Source organism: Serratia sp. FS14, from assembly GCF_000695995.1.
GTDB lineage: Bacteria > Pseudomonadota > Gammaproteobacteria > Enterobacterales > Enterobacteriaceae > Serratia > Serratia nematodiphila.
Genome location: NZ_CP005927.1, coordinates 1,689,541 through 1,707,307, shown reverse-complemented (window position 1 = coordinate 1,707,307; position 17,767 = coordinate 1,689,541). Strand labels below are relative to the sequence as shown.

General features: G+C 51.0%; 11 protein-coding genes and 6 pseudogenes. 9 read left to right on the top strand and 8 right to left on the bottom strand.

Features of this window, described 5'->3' with window-relative positions:
• Positions 1-29 precede the first annotated feature (29 nt).
• From L085_RS07685 to L085_RS24140, 4 genes are all read right to left on the bottom strand, one after another.
• A protein-coding gene (locus tag L085_RS07685) for an IS3 family transposase (RefSeq protein ID WP_144240717.1) occupies positions 30-1,141 on the bottom strand; the annotation gives its coding sequence in 2 pieces (ribosomal slippage) (positions 30-889 and positions 889-1,141; 1,113 coding nt in all).
• 73 nt (positions 1,142-1,214) lie between these two features.
• Positions 1,215-1,583: a transposase zinc-binding domain-containing protein gene (locus tag L085_RS24505; RefSeq protein ID WP_226988577.1), complete on the bottom strand. Its 369-nt coding sequence runs from the start codon at positions 1,581-1,583 to the stop codon at positions 1,215-1,217.
• A gap of 639 nt (positions 1,584-2,222) precedes the next feature.
• Positions 2,223-3,872, bottom strand: coding sequence for an RHS repeat-associated core domain-containing protein (locus L085_RS24145; protein ID WP_158499083.1), 1,650 nt, complete (start codon positions 3,870-3,872; stop codon positions 2,223-2,225).
• On the bottom strand, positions 3,787-4,383 hold the full coding sequence (locus L085_RS24140) for a hypothetical protein (protein WP_049870644.1): 597 nt from the start codon (positions 4,381-4,383) through the stop codon (positions 3,787-3,789). Before L085_RS24140 ends, L085_RS24145 begins: the two co-directional genes overlap by 86 nt.
• A gap of 820 nt (positions 4,384-5,203) precedes the next feature.
• Here L085_RS24140 and L085_RS24500 point away from each other — a divergent pair.
• A pseudogene (locus L085_RS24500) lies at positions 5,204-5,335 on the top strand (IS5/IS1182 family transposase); the annotation flags it as partial.
• Between the two features lie 47 nt (positions 5,336-5,382).
• Here L085_RS24500 and L085_RS24130 read toward each other — a convergent pair.
• A protein-coding gene (locus L085_RS24130; RefSeq protein ID WP_144240670.1) for an IS6 family transposase occupies positions 5,383-6,076 on the bottom strand; the annotation gives its coding sequence in 2 pieces (ribosomal slippage) (positions 5,383-5,527 and positions 5,526-6,076; 696 coding nt in all).
• A gap of 166 nt (positions 6,077-6,242) precedes the next feature.
• Between L085_RS24130 and L085_RS24495 the strand changes: the two are divergent.
• The 3 genes and pseudogenes from L085_RS24495 to L085_RS07645 all read left to right on the top strand — a co-directional run.
• Positions 6,243-6,498, top strand: a pseudogene (locus tag L085_RS24495) (type II toxin-antitoxin system RelB/DinJ family antitoxin).
• Complete coding sequence (locus L085_RS07650) at positions 6,488-6,778, top strand: type II toxin-antitoxin system RelE/ParE family toxin (RefSeq protein WP_044030479.1); 291 nt, start codon at positions 6,488-6,490, stop codon at positions 6,776-6,778. Before L085_RS24495 ends, L085_RS07650 begins: the two are co-directional and overlap by 11 nt.
• 408 nt (positions 6,779-7,186) lie before the next feature.
• Positions 7,187-7,403: pseudogene (locus L085_RS07645) on the top strand (DUF2913 family protein); the annotation flags it as partial.
• Positions 7,404-7,450: 47 nt separating this feature from the next.
• Here L085_RS07645 and L085_RS24490 read toward each other — a convergent pair.
• Positions 7,451-7,900: pseudogene (locus tag L085_RS24490) on the bottom strand (DDE-type integrase/transposase/recombinase).
• A gap of 176 nt (positions 7,901-8,076) precedes the next feature.
• Between L085_RS24490 and L085_RS07635 the strand changes: the two are divergent.
• The 3 genes and pseudogenes from L085_RS07635 (at position 8,077) to L085_RS24485 (ending at position 11,385) form a co-directional block, all read left to right on the top strand.
• The gene (locus tag L085_RS07635) at positions 8,077-9,684 is read left to right on the top strand and encodes a hypothetical protein (protein ID WP_144240668.1); all 1,608 of its coding nucleotides are present in this window, start codon (positions 8,077-8,079) and stop codon (positions 9,682-9,684) included.
• Positions 9,685-9,698: 14 nt separating this feature from the next.
• A complete protein-coding gene (locus tag L085_RS07630) occupies positions 9,699-10,706 on the top strand; it encodes a hypothetical protein (RefSeq protein WP_144240667.1) in 1,008 nt (335 codons plus the stop codon).
• A gap of 231 nt (positions 10,707-10,937) precedes the next feature.
• Positions 10,938-11,385 (top strand): annotated as a pseudogene (locus L085_RS24485) (DDE-type integrase/transposase/recombinase).
• Positions 11,386-11,668: 283 nt separating this feature from the next.
• Here L085_RS24485 and L085_RS07620 read toward each other — a convergent pair.
• Positions 11,669-13,204 (bottom strand): RHS repeat-associated core domain-containing protein, encoded by a 1,536-nt coding sequence (locus tag L085_RS07620; protein WP_158499092.1) that lies wholly within the window; start codon positions 13,202-13,204, stop codon positions 11,669-11,671.
• A gap of 142 nt (positions 13,205-13,346) precedes the next feature.
• Here L085_RS07620 and L085_RS07615 point away from each other — a divergent pair, with 142 nt between their 5' ends.
• Positions 13,347-14,051: an IS6 family transposase gene (locus tag L085_RS07615; RefSeq protein WP_044030473.1), complete on the top strand. Its 705-nt coding sequence runs from the start codon at positions 13,347-13,349 to the stop codon at positions 14,049-14,051.
• 5 nt (positions 14,052-14,056) lie between these two features.
• Here the strand turns inward: L085_RS07615 and L085_RS25250 are convergent, their stop codons facing one another.
• Positions 14,057-14,524, bottom strand: coding sequence for an IS3 family transposase (locus tag L085_RS25250; RefSeq protein ID WP_144240666.1), 468 nt, complete (start codon positions 14,522-14,524; stop codon positions 14,057-14,059).
• A 516-nt stretch (positions 14,525-15,040) separates the two neighbouring features.
• Between L085_RS25250 and L085_RS07605 the strand changes: the two are divergent.
• A pseudogene (locus L085_RS07605) lies at positions 15,041-17,098 on the top strand (RHS repeat domain-containing protein); the annotation flags it as partial.
• Positions 17,099-17,767 lie beyond the last annotated feature (669 nt).

The window sequence follows — 17,767 nt, the reverse complement described above, 5'->3', positions numbered from 1 at the left end:
AGGTGGGTAATCTTGTAAGCACACCGGTTTTAGTTCCAGGCACTTTTTGAGATTTCCGGTTTTTCAACCATCAGCCGGTACTCTTCTGGCGTCAGGTTGTTCAGGGATTCATGAGGCCGCTCGCTGTTATATTCAGCCAGCCAGCACTCCGTAATTTCCCGCGCTTCATTCAGGGTTCTGAACAGATAAAAATCCAGTATCTCTGTCCGGTATGTTCGGTTAAAACGCTCGATAAACGCATTCTGCGTCGGCTTTCCCGGCTTGATGAATTCCAGCAACACACCATGTTCTTCGGCCCATTGCGCCAGTGCCAGTGAGACCAGTTCTGGCCCGTTATCCATACGCATCTTCCGCGGATAGGCGCGGTTTGCCACTATCCTGTCCAGCACTCTCACGACGCGTTGCGCCGGGATATTCAGGTCAATTTCTATCGCCAGCGCTTCACGGTTAAAATCATCCACCACATTGAAGGTCCGGAAGCGTCTGCCACACACCAGCGCATCATGCATAAAATCTATCGACCAGCTCTGGTTAAGTGCTTCCGGCGTCGCCAGCGGAGCCGGATTGCGCACCGGCAGACGTTGCTTTCCCTTACGGCGAAAATTCAGTTTCAGCAGGCAGTAAATCCGGTGAACGCGTTTATGGTTCCACCTGTTGCCCTGCCTGCGCAGCAACTGGAACAGCTTCTTAAAGCCGTATCGCGGATAGCGCTCCGCCAGTTCAGTCAGCGCCTGGATCACCGGCTCATCGCGCCGGGTATCGGGCTGGTAAAAATACACCGTCCTGCTCAGCGATAACGTCCTGCATGCCTGGCGTACGCTCATCGAAAACATCTCTTTCACATAGCTGACGAGCTCACGCTTTATCGCTGGTTTTAAAGCTTTTTTACAATGACGTCTTTTAACGCGCGATTTTCCAGACTCAGGTCGGCAAACATCTGTTTGAGACGGCGGTTTTCGTCCTCAAGATCCTTCATCTTTTTGATATCAGAGGCTTCCATGCCGCCATACTTCGCTTTCCAGTTATAGTACGAAGCCTCAGATATTCCCGCTTCGCGGCAGACATCTTTGACGGTACGTCCGGCTTCAACAGACTTCAGAACAGTGATGATCTGGTGCTCGGTAAATCGGGCTTTACGCATGGTGATCTCCTCAGGGACATAATCAGTATGTCGGAAGATCTCTAAAAGTGAATGGTTCGTTTTGCAGGGATGCTTACAATTGAGCAGGGGCCAGTTGTTGTTGAAGAACGGCCACAACAGGTGGGGCATGGTAAACGTGATGTGTTGCCAGTCCGCAGTTGGGCAGGATGTGCTGTTGTTCGGCGCTCCACTGCTCGGTGGCTTTGAGGCCACAGCTGCTGCAGGCCTTGGACTTGCAGCTCTGGCAGAAGAAACGGGCATGGGTGCAACCCGGTGAGGCACAGCAGTAGCGGCGTACGCCCATGGCACAGGTACCGCATGCAAGCATGCGTTCGACGGCGAGTTTGGTCCAGTCGCTAAGCGTGTCGCCATGTTTGTCGAGATAGCGGCTCCAGCCGTCGTCATGCTGGAACAGCAGTTTTGCGGATCGCGGAATATACATGGGGCAGAGTCTACAGGGCGTTATCGGGCAGGAAAAGGGCGTCGGCGCCGGCCGGCTCATGCCACAGGCGTGCTCATTTTATGTGGGTGTCAATGCGGCGGGGGCATGGGCCACCTCGCGGCCAGTCGTGCTGTCAGGCAGCACCGGCGTTGAGGTGAGGCTGGATCTTAAAGACGGTTGAGGCAGCTGTGCTGCCGTGCTCGTCCCGCAGGGACGCTACGTTCAGACTGCCGTCTATAAACTCAACCGTTGACAGGCTTCCGACCCCCCATTACCCCGTGGCCCATGTGGACAATTGCCGTTATATTCACTCACGCCGTATCCGACGATCTTTCACACTTCATAGATACACACGTTAATTAAACATATACCGGTATGAACCCGTATGACCATTTGCACCACGTAGCTTAATATGCCAGTAATTCCCTTTATGTATTTTTTCCTCAATTCTGAACAGTTGACCGGGTTCAACAACGGTTTCAAACTCATTGGCAGAACTGATTTTAATGGTCTTGACGTCCGATCGCGGAGGCAGTTCGTACAGAACATTTTCCCCGCTGTGGGACGAAGACGCATATTTGCCATAAAAATCTTCAGCAGTTTTTTTTCCGCTTCTTAAAACTTTACCATTTCGGTCATTCACATAATCATACGAAAATGAGGCAAAAAAACGTTTTTAATAACGGTGCCTGGCGTATAAACGTCCAGCGTCTCCTTAGGTATTCGGGTTCCCCGGTACTGGGATTCCGCATAAAGCTGTTCCCCATCAACCAGAGCGGCCCGCATCACAGCCAGCGGTTCTCCCTTCCGAAAGGCGCTTTTAACATGTTCTCTGATCCAATTCGGTAAAAGAGGCGTCCCATCAGTCCCTCCTTCACTGGCGCCTTTCCCGATAGCTTCCGCCACATTAGAAGACTCAGCCGCCATGGGCCTCGTCCTGAATAAATTACGCGCGCGGGTATTGATAAACGAAGCGCCGGCATTGGTTGAATAGAACCGTTGTACATATTTTTTCTCATCGGCGGTAAGACGAATGGATGCGGGATCCTGCATAACCGATCTTTGTGCAACGCCTCTGATAACCTGGGTAGCTACATTTTCAGCATGTGCCGGTAACTCTTCGTCAGTAACCTCCTCACTGGCGTACTCATCCAGAAAGTCTCTTATATTTTTTTTCACCTCTGACTCATGCCCCTGGGCATAGAAATCAATCATGACGTTAATTTCATGGTTTTCAAAGACTTTATCCACATCTTTTTTAACGATTTCAGCTGTTGGCGCCAGCCCGTCGCTATCCCACAGCGTCACCGGATTATTGCGCACCATCCGGTACAGGTTCACCCCGTCAATCACCCCGCCCGGGTCCGCGCTCAGCCAGCGGCACAGCCCCGGCTGGTAATACCGCTGACCGTAATAATACAACCCCGTCGCATCACGCTCCTTACCCGAATAACGCCGGCTGCGGTCCGTGACTTCTAACGCCTCCTCATCACCGCCCGCACTCCCCCCGTACGGATAATACTCCTCCCGCGCAGTCACACAGCCCTGCTCATCCGACTCTCCCATGACACTCCCCTGCCTGTCTCCCAGCGCATAACGGATATAACGGCTACCGCTGACACAATCCTCCACCAGCCGCATCCCGCCGCTTTCCGTTATCACCACATCCAGCGTGCACGCTCCGCCCGCCGTACTGCGCTGCCGACGCTCCATTCCCCCGGCATACGTCACCACCGTGCGCTGCTCCCCTCCCGATACCCGCACGCTGCTGACTTTCCGTACCCGTTCTCCCACCCGCACATACTGATAATGCTCACGGTCATCACCTCCCGCTGCCCGAACTACCGGGCTGACACCTGCCATCTGGCCGTCCGCATGCCAGCTCAGCACCCGCCCGTCCGCCAGCGTGCGCTGGCATCCTCCCGGAGTGAACAGTGTATCCGGCGACAGGGAAGGGGGCCCCGCCGTTTTCAGCACCGCCCGGTTACTGTCCGCCAGCACCGTCATCTCCCGCGTCCAGGGCGCCACGCCCTGATGTCTGACCCGTATCAGGTTATCGCCATCATCATAATCATACTGCTCGCTGTAGCGCCGCCAGACACCCCGACCGCCGCTGAGGTCATACTGCAGACCCGCCAGCGGCCCCGCCGTCGTGTCCGGCAGACGCTCACGTCCGCTGGCCGCCGTCAGGCGGGAGAGGGTGTCATAGGTGTACGTTCTCTCCCCGTCCACCTGCTGATTGTTGTGCCACTCCACTGCCACCGCCGCATCCCGCTCGGTGCAGAACATTACCCACCGGGTCATAACCGTAATGCAGGTCCTGCAGCATCTGCGCGCCCTGCAGATGCCCCGGCGGGCGCTCTGTCGTCACGCGTGTCAGCTGACGGCTCTGCAGGTCATAGGTGTAACGGCTGACCACACCATTACCGGCTGTCCGGCTTACCACCTGACCATCCGCGCCGTACGCCACCTGTGCCAGTACCACCTGCTCCCGGGACTGCCCCTGCTCCTGCCAGCTCAGCCGGATACCGGCCAGCGCCCCGCTGATATCATAACGGCTGTGGGTGGTGACCCCATGCGCACTGGTGGCACTGACCACCGTGCCGGTGGCATCCGCCTGCGCCCGGGTTACCAGTGCCCGTGCAGCTGGCTCCAGCCGGGCCTGACACTGCGCTTCATCACCCCGCCAGTCGGCTGTGCCTTCCGGGTCGGCCAGCAGACGGCGGCTGACCTCCAGAGGAACACCACTCAGGGAGAGCGCCTGTGTCACGGTGACGCCGGCATTATCCCATATTTGCACGGGCGCGCCGGCCAGATTTCGGGGGGCTGCGTCGCGCCCCCCCCGAGATGTAAACCTGGCAGACCCGGGGCTGCGCCGTGTCCGCTGCCTGTTCCGTCACTGACAGCAGGCGGCCGGGCAGGTCCGGGGACTCATACTGCCAGGTAGTCACCGTCCCTTCAGCACTGCGCGCCCAGGCAGGGCGGCCACTGATGTCGCTGAGGGTGTGGGATGTGCCACCGTCGGCGGTGTGGCTGAGCAGCGGCTGAGCGGAGAGGCCGGAAAGGGTCAGTGCATCGGGAGCACCCTGCGCCAGAGGACGGGCGCCATATGTGCGGAATGTGCGGCTGCATGGGTCCAGGCAGAGCCGGCGGACCAGGGGGCGGGCCGGCCCGGTATCACCGGGCCGGCGCAGGAAGTCCAGCGAACGCACAACCTGACCATTGCTGCCGGTCAGAGTGACGGTGGGCGTCTGATGATGCAGTGTGGCGTCAGCCATGGTATTTGCAACGGGCATTCCGGACTCCTGGTATGCGATTCCTCACAAAAGGGGTAAGCAGAGAGTGTAGTTGATTTTATCGGGTCAGGCGGGAGTGTGTGCTGATAAAAAACTAAACGGAGTTATGCACAGTTTTGATATCTGTCAGCACCAGACAGAGCTGGAATATAACTGGCCAGATTTTTAGATTGCATCACATGCATACAACCCACCTTCGCCGTATGCAGGGATTACAGAGAAAAAACAATAAACTATCCAATCATAGTTCAATGCAGCAATTTAGGCTGCGTCCCTTAATCACCTGTGCTATAATAACTGCCTGTTTCCAGAGCATATTGAACTATGGCTCGCTACGACATTCCTGATGAAGCATGGGCTATCATCCAGCCCTTACTCCCTGCAGTGCCTGCATCTCCACGGGCCGGACGCCCATGGGCAGAACATCGTATGATCATCAATGGCATGTTCGGCGTCTGTCGCATTAGCGACGACAGGTCAGCAGAAATCGCGCTGCCGTTTTTTTAGGCAGCCAACAGATAGAATTGTTCTGCGGGTGACAATCCCTCACTTTGCGAGTGTTGATATTGCCCTTTACGTATTATGTGGAGCAGCTCGATGCCAGCCAGAAGCGTTTGTGCCCGCCGAAATGATTTGGACCCCAACGGACCGTATCCGACGTTTGATATTTCGGTGATCTTGCTCAATCAGATTATTCAGATACTTATTCTGCCTGACGGTAATGGTTTCCTCTGCGGGTTTGTCGGCATTGAGTGTCGTCAGCGCTGCCGTGTTGGCGCCACTTTTATCAATGGTCACTCTCTCAGGTCTGCCCTGGTGTCTAATGGCTTTGCGAAAGAAGCGTAATGCGGCCGCAGCGTCCCGTTTGGCGGTCAGCATGAAGTCGATGGTCTGCCCCGAAGTATCCACCGCGCGGTAGAGATATTTCCACTGACCTTTGACTTTGATGTAGGTCTCATCCATTCGCCATCGGCGACCCACGGAGCGTTTACGCCGTCGAAAGGCTTTATCCAGTGACGGTACCAGGCGGATGACCCAGCGATGAAGCGTAGAGTGGTCGACAAAAATACCACGTTCAGCCATCATTTCCTCCAGATTACGCAGGCTAAGGTCATCGGCCAGATACCAGCGCACACACTGGGCGATGATATCGACGGGATAATGCAGTCGCTGGAAGGCATTTCGGATCAAAGACATGGACAGGTAACATCATTAAAAAAACAGCATTTTATCTGACGACGCCTTAATGCGACAGAGCCAGTTTTTGCCGTCATTGCTTTCAAGGCAAACCATGAATTACATTTGTAATTACACATGTAATGCAGGTATAATAGTCGCACATGACGTTACCGGAGTTACATCAATGAGCACAATCCAGATCCGAGTAGATGACGAACTGAAAAAAGATGCCTACCTAGCTTTTGAAAAACTTAACCTGTCTCCTTCAGATGCACTTCGTCTGTTTCTGCGGTATGTCGCAGAAAATGAAAAAACTCCCATTTGCTGAAGTCTCTGTGATGGTCAGTGAAGATGATGAAGACGCTGACATTCTGGCTGTCGTTCGGGAAAGGCTGAAAAATCCAGCCAGACGGATCAGGGTTAACGTTGATGACCTTTAATGTTGAATTTGACGAAAGGGCTTTTAAAGAATGGAACAAGCTCGACAAGACGATCCGAGAGCAATTTAAAAAGAAGCTAATAAAGTTTCAGCAAAACCCTTACGTGGAATCAGCTCGTCTTCATGGCGAACTGGCCGGATGCTTTAAAATAAAGCTGAGAGCCTCTGATTTTCGATTGATTTATAAGGTTATCGATGACGAGATTGTTATATGGGTAGTCGCTGTAGGTAAACGGGAAGACGAAAAGGCCTATGAAACAGCCCGCAAGCGGATCTTATAAAAAGAAATAAAAAAGTATTACATTTAAAGCTCGTGTAGCGGAAAAATATCACTCTCAGACATAACAAAACCCACCTTAAGGTGGGTTTTGCCAGAGAGAACTCTGGTATTCAGAAGCGCTTTTACCGGACTTGGCCTGACCAACTTGCGTTGATAGCGGAATGTCTGGGTTAACCAGTCTGCTGCATCCTTAACCCTGTTATAGAGATCTCATACGTTATTGCAACCTAATATACCTGATACAGTGTTATATCGCTTGAGGCCAAGATAAGGAACACAAAAGAAATACACCCGTATTACATTTTGTGCAATGCGTTGCTGGTCACTGTCCGGATTGCCAGTTACACTGAATGGTGATGGATCGCAGAGTCCCTTTAACCAATCGTCAAAACGGGCAGGGCAGACAACGTTGTTAGACAAAACCAAATCCGTTTCTACGGATAACACCACCGCCGCACTCAGCCACCTGGCGTTCTGCGCCCTGGCAGCATTGGGGCTGACCCGCCAGGACGGCATCGTTGGCACACCCTACGCTGAAAATCTGTTCCTGATCCGCTGGCTGGCCACCGCCCAAAAAACAGAAGCGATTTCCCAGAAGCGTCGCCGTGGATCTCACCTGGCGGTTGTGTCGCATTAACGGCCATAGACCAGCAAAAGTTGCGCTGCCGGTTTTTCAGGCGGTCAACACGTAAAATTGCTCTGCCGGTGACAATCCCTCACTTTGCGGATGCTGAAACTACCCTTTCCGTATCATATGGATTAACTCAATGCCTGCCAGTACCGTTTGTGCACGCCGGAATGATTTTAATCCCAGCATCGGTCGAGTTCGCCGTTTGATATTTCGATGATCCTGTTCCACCAGGTTGTTCAGGTATTTACTCTGCCTGACGGTGATCGTCTCTTCATCAGGTTTACCGACGTTGAGTGTGGTCAGCGCCGCCGTGTTGGCATCGCTTTTATCGATGGTCACGACCTCAGGCTCACCGTGGTGGCGAATGGCTTTGCGAAAGAAGCGCAAGGCAGCCGCAGCGTCACGTCTATAAGCCAGATACCATCGGACACACTGAGCAATAACATCGACGGGATAATGCAGGCGTTTGAAGGAGTTTCGGATCAGAAGCATCGTCAGGCAACATCACAAAAAAACAAGATGTTACCTGACGCCGCCTTAATGCGACACAACCGCAAAAACCGGCTATTTGAGGAAACTACCATGCTCAGCTATGTTTAATAATGCCTATCATGATGTAGGTGATAAAAAACGTGCAAGTATAACCATATAACTTTAAAGAGGCTTTTATGACTATCACATGCCAAGCAAAAATAGCAGCCGGTGCAGGACAGTACTATGCATCATTGCATTTAACGGATATAAAACAGGATAATGGTAATCCGGTTAAAGTTGAAAACTATCTTGAGGTCAGTTTTCTCTCCCCCGTACCGGTTAAAAAGGATGATATACAATTTACTAAATGGGACCCAACATTTAACATTGTTATCAACCCTCATACTGAAATCAGCAAAAAAGAATACCAGATCGATTTTGTTATTAGTGCGGATAATAAGCAGGCTTTCACTATTGAAAAAGATAATAATATTGTAATCGGCTTAAACTCTCCATCAGGGGCCCCGGATTTAAGTAAAGACTTAAGCCATTATACGGGCTCTATAGCCATTACTGCTGACACACATCCTGATGTTGATGGTTCCGTTGATATTACCTGCTCACCTGCACCAGACAGTAAACTGGATGGGCAATCGGTTGATTTGGACTTTACTATTGGTTCTACAAAAAAACTTGTTTCAGTTATACCAGGAAAATCTTTGAATAGGAAACTGTTAGCCGGCGAATACAGTATTACAGCACATGATTTTATCAGTAACGATCTCAATATCGTCGTGCCTGTTATGGTTGATCAGAATAAAATTAAAGTTGACATTCATCAAACAAGAAAAGTTAGTATCACTTTTGGTAAACCAAAACGCTACAGCTCCGTAGAATTTTCCATTAATGAAATTCCTGAACTGGCGACAGAAAACTTTCTGGTGACGCTGAAAGTGAATAGAGACTATCAGCATAGCTTTGCAACTTGTCAGAATAAGGTAACAACAATTTATGAGTTGCCGGATACCGGAAAGCTCGATATATCCATAGCACCGATTAATCTAAATAATAAAGAGTATGATTTCACCATCGACCCGCTCACATTGAAAAATAACAAGAATAAAATAAAGATTGGTAAAAGCAATGTTCACAGCAAAGATGCCGGAAATGATGCACAGGGAAACGTCACTGTTACCATTAAGAGCGATAGCGATATAAATGGAAAGCTGACTGAACTTCGCCTTATTGCAGAAAATAACAATTATAGCAATTTAATCGAAGTAAAAAACAACAATAAACAAGATTTTCCGGTTAAGGTAAAACCGGGTAAATATAAAGTGATTGCCAATAATTTTATCGAAAGTAAAACCGTGTATGTAGTGGACGCACCTACTGAATTTGAGGTAAAAAGCGGTGAGAATCTACTCAACGTGCGTGTAACAGCATCTGCCAACCTGGCTGTGCGTGGATTTGAACAAGATAAGCTGACCTTTGGGGGATGTACTACGCTGGAATCCGATAATTTTGATTTCTTTGTCAAAGCGAAGACTTATTCCATCTTTAAATATGCGGGCAGCGGTGGTGATGGCGATCCGGATAAAATTCTGGATAAAGACTATGCGACGCAGAACACCATTGCGCTTGCCCGTCGACTTGAAACCGAATTTAAAAATGTTGAAAAAGGTTCAGGACATCGGGTACTACCGGTCATGATTTCCTATACGGTACAATTATCTGGTGGTGACGATGCAGCATTGAAAGATGCAGGAAAATTAAAAATAGCTTTGCCAATTTTATTTTAACATTGCACACCCTCATGCAACATAAAGATGCGGATCATCTGGTTCTTGGGGGGATTATTGTCAACCCGGATATGCTGGGTAACTGCCAGCAACATAACTTGCACGCGGACTATCCAGTGCCGGTCAAAGGCCCCCTGCAGGCAGCATTAACAGCAAGAGAAGCATTAATAAAAACAATACCAGGAGTTTCTGCTGTCCCTGTTGTTCCACCAGAGATCACTGAGGATCTTAAAGGCTATATCCAGTCGGTGAACTGGCTTATATCTACGTTGGCGCCTGATGTGACCTTTGGCTGGCAGATTAATCTGTGGGGTACTGGCAGCTCTAACTGGATTTACGGGGTTCAGCAAAAAGACGGCACGGCGGTGTTAACAGCCAAAGAAGTAGCAAAAAAAACCGCTAATTTCATTAGTGAGCTGGGGGTATATAGTGGAAAACATATCCCCGATTTCCTGGCGATTGACCGTTATGAAGCGGATGACCTGACCTCCCGCAGTTATGTAAATAGTTATTGCTATGGTCCCTATCATTGGGCGGTCTATTTTGATTTTTGCGCGGCAGTCAGTGCAGAACTGAAACTCCCGGTCATGCCATGGCAGATCCCGGCAAGCCGTACACCATTGACTACGGATAACGTCAACGCAAATTTTGACGATCAGCACTGGGGCACCGCGGCAAATTATATCTTTGGCGATCCCGAACTGGGCAGTCAGGTTGAGAATATTCACCAGAGGGTGCGTGACTTTTCGTTCAGTCAGCATGGTGCCAGTTATATAGCAGAAAATGTCGGTGGCACGCCGGGAGAGGTCTATCTGCATGGCGGTGGTTTTGATGTTTCACAGCCAGCTTACCGTGATTTCCCCCTGCGCGGTATTTTTCATATTGAGTTGGGCGGCGGTTCCACAGTGGGGATGGTTCCACCAACGGGTGGCAGAGGAGCAGACCTTAGCTGGAGTAACCAGAAACTCGCCGAATATTTTGAACATCCGGTGAAATTTACCGACACAATGAGGAAAAAGTAATTCTGTTATAACAGAAGAGCCTGCTGCACAGGCGGCAAGCAGGCTCACATTCAGAAATGGGTCTTGACACAGATTTAGTGGTAGTGGTTGATTGGGCTCTGTAGCATTAACGTAGGCAAGTCAGCAAACATTGCGCTGCCGATATTTTAGGCAATCAACAGATAAACTGGCTCTGTCGCATTAAGGCGTCGTCAGATAAAATGCTGTTTTTTTTAATGATGTTACCTGTCCATGTCTTTGATCCGAAATGCCTTCCAGCGACTGCATTATCCCGTCGATATCATCGCCCAGTGTGTCCGATGGTATCTGGCTTATAGACGTGACGCTGCGGCCGCATTACGCTTCTTTCGCAAAGCCATTAGACACCAGGGCAGACCTGAGAGAGTGACCATTGATAAAAGTGGCGCCAACACGGCAGCGCTGACGACACTCAATGCCGACAAACCCGCAGAGGAAACCATTACCGTCAGGCAGAATAAGTATCTGAATAATCTGATTGAGCAAGATCACCGAAATATCAAACATCGGATACGGTCCGCTGGGGTTCAAATCATTTCGGCGGGCACAAACGCTTCTGGCTGGCATCGAGCTGCTCCACATAATACGTAAAGGGCAATATCAACACTCGCAAAGTGAGGGATTGTCACCCGCAGAACAATTCTATCTGTTGGCTGCCTAAAAAAACGGCAGCGCGATTTCTGCTGACCTGTCGTCGTTAATGCGACAGAGCCCCTGGCCCCTATTAGCGGTTACTAGCGCCCCACCAGACCCGGTGCCCCCCCCCCCTCCGGATCATGGACGACTGGGGGCAGTAATCATGCCGGGTCTGGCTGGCTAACACCCCTAGTATAAGGGGTACGAATAAAGTAACGGGTGCTGAATAGCGAAGTGTCCATAAGGTTCTCCAGTTTAACAAGTTCAGCCAAGGGTTGGCATTGAAAATACACATCTGTCGCTACATCCTAATTTAAATAGTTCTCTGAAGATTTTTTTGATATAAGTGACTTATATTTTTCTAATTTCCCATGGTTTTTAGAAGCGGCATATGAAAGTAAAATTGTTGCATGTGCGAATGTGTCAGCATTCTTATAAGATATATCTTTGAGGATCTCTGGTGTATAGGTTTGTATTTTGTCAAACCCTTTACTTCTCTTAGCCTCAGGCAATTCACCTTTTGATAGTTGATAAATTGGTAATAATGCCGCCCCTGAAAGAGCACTGTCACCATAAGCATAACCCTCTGTATTAACAGCCAGATGCGATAATTCATGAATAGTAATATGGGTTATTTGCCATTCACTTTTTTCTAACTTACCCCACTCCCCCTTATTCACTCTAAAAAACTTTGCATTTCTCTCATCACTATAGTCTTTCTTTTTCTCATTGAGTTGTTTTTTGAAATCGCCAGATGGAATGAATTCCTTGTTTTTATTTAAGTTGTCAATGGCGGAAAAATATTTATTGTACCGTGCATACTCATCGCTGTCAGCAATGGCAATTGGTTTTTTACTGCCGTATTCCACTAGTTCTTCGTTTGTCATTTTACTTATATTTCTATCTACATCTAGTCTCCTAACTAACTGGTGAAGTTGTTTTAGATCTCTTTCCCATTCATTTTTCCTCGCATTTGAATCATCACAAAATAACACAATCATAGTTTCATCTACAGCCTTGTGATTATTTTTTAATAAATCCAAATCTGTCATTATGATTTTATCGATATCGCCTAATATAGATTTAATCTCCTTTCTTATTGTATTTATTCCGGGCGCTAACCCATCGGGATCCCACAACGTCGTCGGATTATTACGCACCATCCGGTACAGGTTCACCCCGTCAATGGTGCCGCCCGGATCGGCGCTCAGCCAGCGGCACAGCCCCGGCTGGTAATACCGGTGGCCGTAATAATACAACCCCGTCGCATCACGCTCTTTCCCAGAGAACCGTCGGGTCCGGTCCATAACTTCCGATCCCTCCTCATCGCTGCCGGCACTCCCGCCGTACGGGTAATACTCCTCCCATGCAGTTACCAGCCCATCCTCATCCGTCTCCCCCATGACACTGCCCAGCATATCGCTCAACGTATAGCGCACGTAGTGTTTGCCACCGGCATAATCCTCTATTAGCCGTACCCCCCCACTTTCTGTAATCGACACATCCAGCGTGTATGCCCTGCCCGCCGTACTGCGCTGCCGCCGCTCCATTCCCCCTGCATACGTCACTACCGTGCGCTGTTCTCCGCCCGAGACCAGGACACTGCTGACCTTTCGTACCCGCTCTCCAGCTTGTGCATATTGATAGCGCTCACGGTCATCTTCTCTCCCTGACCGAACAACTGAACTGACCCCCGCCAACTGGCCATCCGCATACCAGCTCAGTTCTCGACCGTCTGCCAGCGTCCGCTGGCATCCTCCCGGAGTGAACAGTGTATCCGGCGACAGGGAAGGGGGCCCCGCCGTTTTCAGCACCGCCCGGTTACTGTCCGCCAGCACCGTCATCTCCCGCGTCCAGGGCGCCATGCCCTGATGCCTGACTCGAACCAGGTTGTCGCCATCATCATAGTCATATTGTTCAGTGGGCTCTGTTGCAAAAATCTGGAGGTGATAAACTCATCGTCATCTTTTGCTGACGGAGCAGCACATGAACCCATTCAAAGGCCGCCATTTTCAGCGTGACATCATCCTGTGGGCGGTACGCTGGTACTGTAAATACGGCATCAGCTATCGTGAACTACAGAAGATGCTGGCCGAACGCGGTGTCAACGTTGATCACTCCACGATTTACCGCTGGGTTCAGCGTTATGCGCCTGAAATGGAAAAACGACTGCGCTGGTACTGGCGTAATCCTTCCGACCTGAACCCATGGCACGTTGACGAAACGTACGTGAAGGTGAATGGCCGGTGGGCTTATCTGTATCGTGCCGTCGACAACAGGGGGCGCACTGTCGATTTTTATCTCTCCCCACGTCGTAATAGCAAAGCCGCATACCGGTTTCTGGGTAAAATCCTCAACAACGTGAAGACGTGGCAGATCCCACGGTTTATCAACACGGATAAAGCACCCACCTATGGCCGTGCGCTCGTTCTACTTAAACGCGAAGGACAATGTCCTCCTGATGTTGAGCACCGACAGATTAAATACCGGAATAACGTTATTGAATGCGATCATGGCAAGCTGAAAAGGATAATCGGCGCCACGCTGGGATTTAAATCCATGAAGACCGCTTACGCCACAATCAAAGGTATTGAGGTGATGCGTGCACTGCGCAAAGGCCAGGCCTCAGCGTTTTATTATGGTGATCCCCTGGGCGAGATGCGTCTGGTGAGCAGAGTTTTTGAAATGTAAAGCCTTTAAATAAGATAAAAGGCTACCTCGTCACGAACTTTGCAACAGTACCCTTTAAACTCAGTGACATCTGTGACCCACTTCTCGTTAGGGCGTTCTGCGTCAAACTGGCGTTTCAGGAGATTATCGCAAATTCGTCCTTGTTCTCCTTTATATGAACGGTACTTTTTGACGCGAATCAGGCTGCTAATACCCAGTTCCTTCATGAGTTTTCTGACGGTTTTGCCATTAAGTAAAACCCCCTCGTTACGACATGCCAGCCTGATGCGTCTGTAACCATAGCGACCTTTGTGCTGGTGATAAATTTTCAGCACAAGCGCTCTGGCAGACTGGTATCGGTCCGGAGCCGCAAGACGTTTTACATGATAGTAAAATGTGCTCCGGGGCAGCCCAGCAACGATTAACAATCGGGACAATGGCCATTCCTGCCTTAGTTCACTGACAATGCTCACTTTTTCCTGGGCGCTGAGCATGTTTTCTGCTGAACCAAGGCCTTCAGCTTTTTTAAGTAGGCATTCTCGACCCTGAGTTGTTCAAGTTCCTCTCGCTCAACATCGGTTAATGCTGGCTGTGGTGGGACTGGAGTGACGCTTTTATCTGGCACAGGGATGATCTTTTGATTTTTTCGGGTGAAAGCATCCTCGCCATGTTTTCTATATTTTTCAAGCCAGGTACATACAGTACCAAAGGCTGGTATCTGTAGCGGCTCGCAATCGAAATCCCTCCGACTCGCAATCAGCACAGATTTCGACCCACATTAACTGCAAATGAAAAACTTCGCCGGCTCACATTAAGTGATAATGAGCTCGCATTTATCCTGCCAGGCTCGCAATCCATTTAACCTGGCTCACAATAGCTGCAAATGAAATTTATATACCAGGTAGTCTTTCTCCATCCCCCCTGAAGTGTCCATCCGACGAAATTATCCCGATTGCTGTATGATTTTCTTTGCAGCCTGACCGGCTGCATAACATGAACAGGAGAATAAAATGAGCACATCGTTGTTCAGCAACACCCCGGCGGTCACGGTCCTTGATAACCGCGGCCTTACCGTGCGCGATATCGCGTACCACCGCCACCCCGGCTCCCCGGACGTCACCAGTGAGCGCATCACCCGCCATCAGTACAATGACCGCGGCTTTCTGACGCAGAGTGCTGACCCGTGTCTGCACGACACCGCGCTGGAGAACTTCACGTATCTTACGGACCTGGCCGGCAACGTGCTGCGCTCGCAGGGCGTGGATAACGGCACCACCGTCAGTCTGAACGACGCCGCGGGACGGCCGTTTATCGCAGTCAGTAATATCAGCTCTGCCGGTGATGGCACTGAAGACAGAAGCCAGGCCATGACCCGCACCTGGCAGTATGAAGATGCAGAACTGCCGGGACGTCCGGTGAGCATTACTGAACAGATCAGCGGCGAAGCCGCCCGCATTGCGGAGCGCTTCGTTTATGCCGGCAATACCGATGCGGAGAAAACCCTGAACCTGGCAGGAATATGCGTCAGCCACTACGATACGGCGGGCCTGACGCAGACGGACAGCGTGGCGCTGACCGGCGTGCCGCTCTCGGTCACCCGCCGCCTGCTGAAGGAGGCGAACAACCCTGACGTCGTGGGCGACTGGCTGGGTGCGGAAGCCTCTGCCTGGAACGACCTGCTGGCCGCAGAAGCCCACACCACCCAGACCACGGCAGATGCCACCGGCGTAGTGCTGACCACCACGGACGCAAAAGGCAACCTCCAGCGGGTGGCGTACGACGTGGCGGGCCTGCTGTCGGGCTGCTGGCTGACCATGAAGGGCGGAAAAGAGCAGACTATCGTCGCCTCCCTGATGTACTCCGCCGCCGGGCAAAAACTGTGCGAGGAGCATGGCAACGGCGTGGTGACCACGTATGAATACGAGCCGGAGACGCAGCGGCTGACCGGGATTAAAACGGAGCGTCCTGCCGGGCATAAGTCAGGGCAGAAGATACTGCAGGACCTGCGCTATGAATATGACCCGGTGGGCAACGTCCTGAAAATCAGCAACGACGCGGAAGAGACCCGCTTCTGGCGAAACCAGAAAGTAGTACCGGAAAACACGTACGTCTACGACAGCCTGTACCAGCTGGTCAGCGCCACCGGGCGCGAGATGGCAAATGCCGGCCAGCAGGGCAGTAATCTCCCCGCCACCACCGCTCCCCTCCTCACCGACAGTTCCGCATATACCAGTTACACCCGCACATATAGCTACGACAGTGCTGGCAACCTGACACAAATCAGGCACAGCGCACCGGCGACAAACAACAGTTACACCACAAATATCACCGTCTCCGATAAAAGCAATCGGGGCGTGCTGAGCACGCTGACGGAAAATCCCTCAGATGTGGACGCGCTGTTTACGGCGTGCGGACAGCAAACGCAGCTGCAGCCGGGCCAGAGCCTCGCATGGACGCCGCGCAACGAGTTACTGAAGGTGACGCCGGTGGTGCGCGACGGCAGCGCGGACGACAGGGAGAGCTACCGGTATGACGGCGGCAGCCAGCGTGTGCTGAAGGTCAGCGAGCGGAAAACCGGAACCAGCATGCAGACGCAGCGGGTGCTGTACCTGCCGGGTCTGGAGCTGCGAACCACAGCCAGCGGCGATATGGAAACGGAAAGCCTGCAGGTTATTACGGTGGGTGAAGCGGGGCGGGCGCAGGTGCGGATGCTGCACTGGGAGAGCCACCGGCCTGCAGAAATCCCCGGCGACCAGGTGCGTTACAGCTACGATAACTTGACGGGCAGCAGCAGCCTGGAGCTGGACGGCGACGGGAATATCATCAGCACGGAGGAGTACTACCCGTTCGGCGGCACCGCCATCCTGACGGCGCGAAGCGCGGTGGAAGCGGACTACAAAACGGTGCGGTACTCAGGTAAGGAGCGTGATGCGACAGGGCTGTACTACTACGGGTACCGCTATTATCAGCCGTGGGCGGGGAGATGGCTGAGCGCTGATCCGGCGGGAATGATGGATGGATTAAATTTGTTCAGGATGGTCAGGAATAATCCGGTCTCACTGCATGATCCTGATGGAAGAATGCCGAAAAAAAATCAAAATGCTGACGCCAGTGTACCACCGGAAGCAAGTTCTTCAGTACGAGCATCAGTTGAAGCAGTAAATAAAACTTCAGGAGCAATACTCAAACAAGTACCGGCTCCATCCCATCAACAAAGTATTGCTGATTCAGGCAGTCTGGCAACAGCGGCAGAAAATTTATCAGAAGCGACGTCCGGACAAGCAACGTCAGAAGGGTTAAAGAAGAAAGGAAAAATATCTATATTCCAAAAAATATTTTCACCAAAGAAAAAAGATGCTGATAACGCGTTTAGTGTTAATCCCGATGACGACTTCGAACCGGTCAATATTAAGCAATCTGATGTTGACAAAGTTGCAGCTCCAGTCAACGGCCCGGTAAGTCTCAGAAAGCCTTTTGATTACAAGCGTTGGGTGACCAATTCAGAGGAAATTGTCGTTTACCGTCAGGATCAGCGTTCACTAAATGAAATTATTGATGCAGGCGGATTTTATCCCAGAACGCTTGAAATTGGTACTCTGGAGGATCATGCACAAGGTTCGACAAAAGAGTATTCATTTGTATCAACTTCCGACAAAAGGCTAAAAGGTGGCTCTTATGGTAAATATGAATATAAAATAAGGCTTAATCCTCGTCAGGCTGTACATCTCCCTGCAACG

What these genes read in the sequence shown, in the direction of transcription:
- L085_RS07615 (WP_044030473.1), top strand. Translation starts at nt 13,347, where the DNA reads ATGAACCCATTCAAAGGCCGCCATTTTCAGCGTGACATCATCCTGTGG.
- L085_RS07650 (WP_044030479.1), top strand. Translation starts at nt 6,488, where the DNA reads ATGACCTTTAATGTTGAATTTGACGAAAGGGCTTTTAAAGAATGGAAC.
- L085_RS07630 (WP_144240667.1), top strand. Translation starts at nt 9,699, where the DNA reads ATGCAACATAAAGATGCGGATCATCTGGTTCTTGGGGGGATTATTGTC.
- L085_RS07635 (WP_144240668.1), top strand. Translation starts at nt 8,077, where the DNA reads ATGACTATCACATGCCAAGCAAAAATAGCAGCCGGTGCAGGACAGTAC.
- L085_RS25250 (WP_144240666.1), bottom strand. Translation starts at nt 14,524, where the DNA reads ATGCTCAGCGCCCAGGAAAAAGTGAGCATTGTCAGTGAACTAAGGCAG.
- L085_RS24145 (WP_158499083.1), bottom strand. Translation starts at nt 3,872, where the DNA reads ATGTTCTGCACCGAGCGGGATGCGGCGGTGGCAGTGGAGTGGCACAAC.
- L085_RS07620 (WP_158499092.1), bottom strand. Translation starts at nt 13,204, where the DNA reads ATGACGGTGCTGGCGGACAGTAACCGGGCGGTGCTGAAAACGGCGGGG.
- L085_RS24505 (WP_226988577.1), bottom strand. Translation starts at nt 1,583, where the DNA reads ATGTATATTCCGCGATCCGCAAAACTGCTGTTCCAGCATGACGACGGC.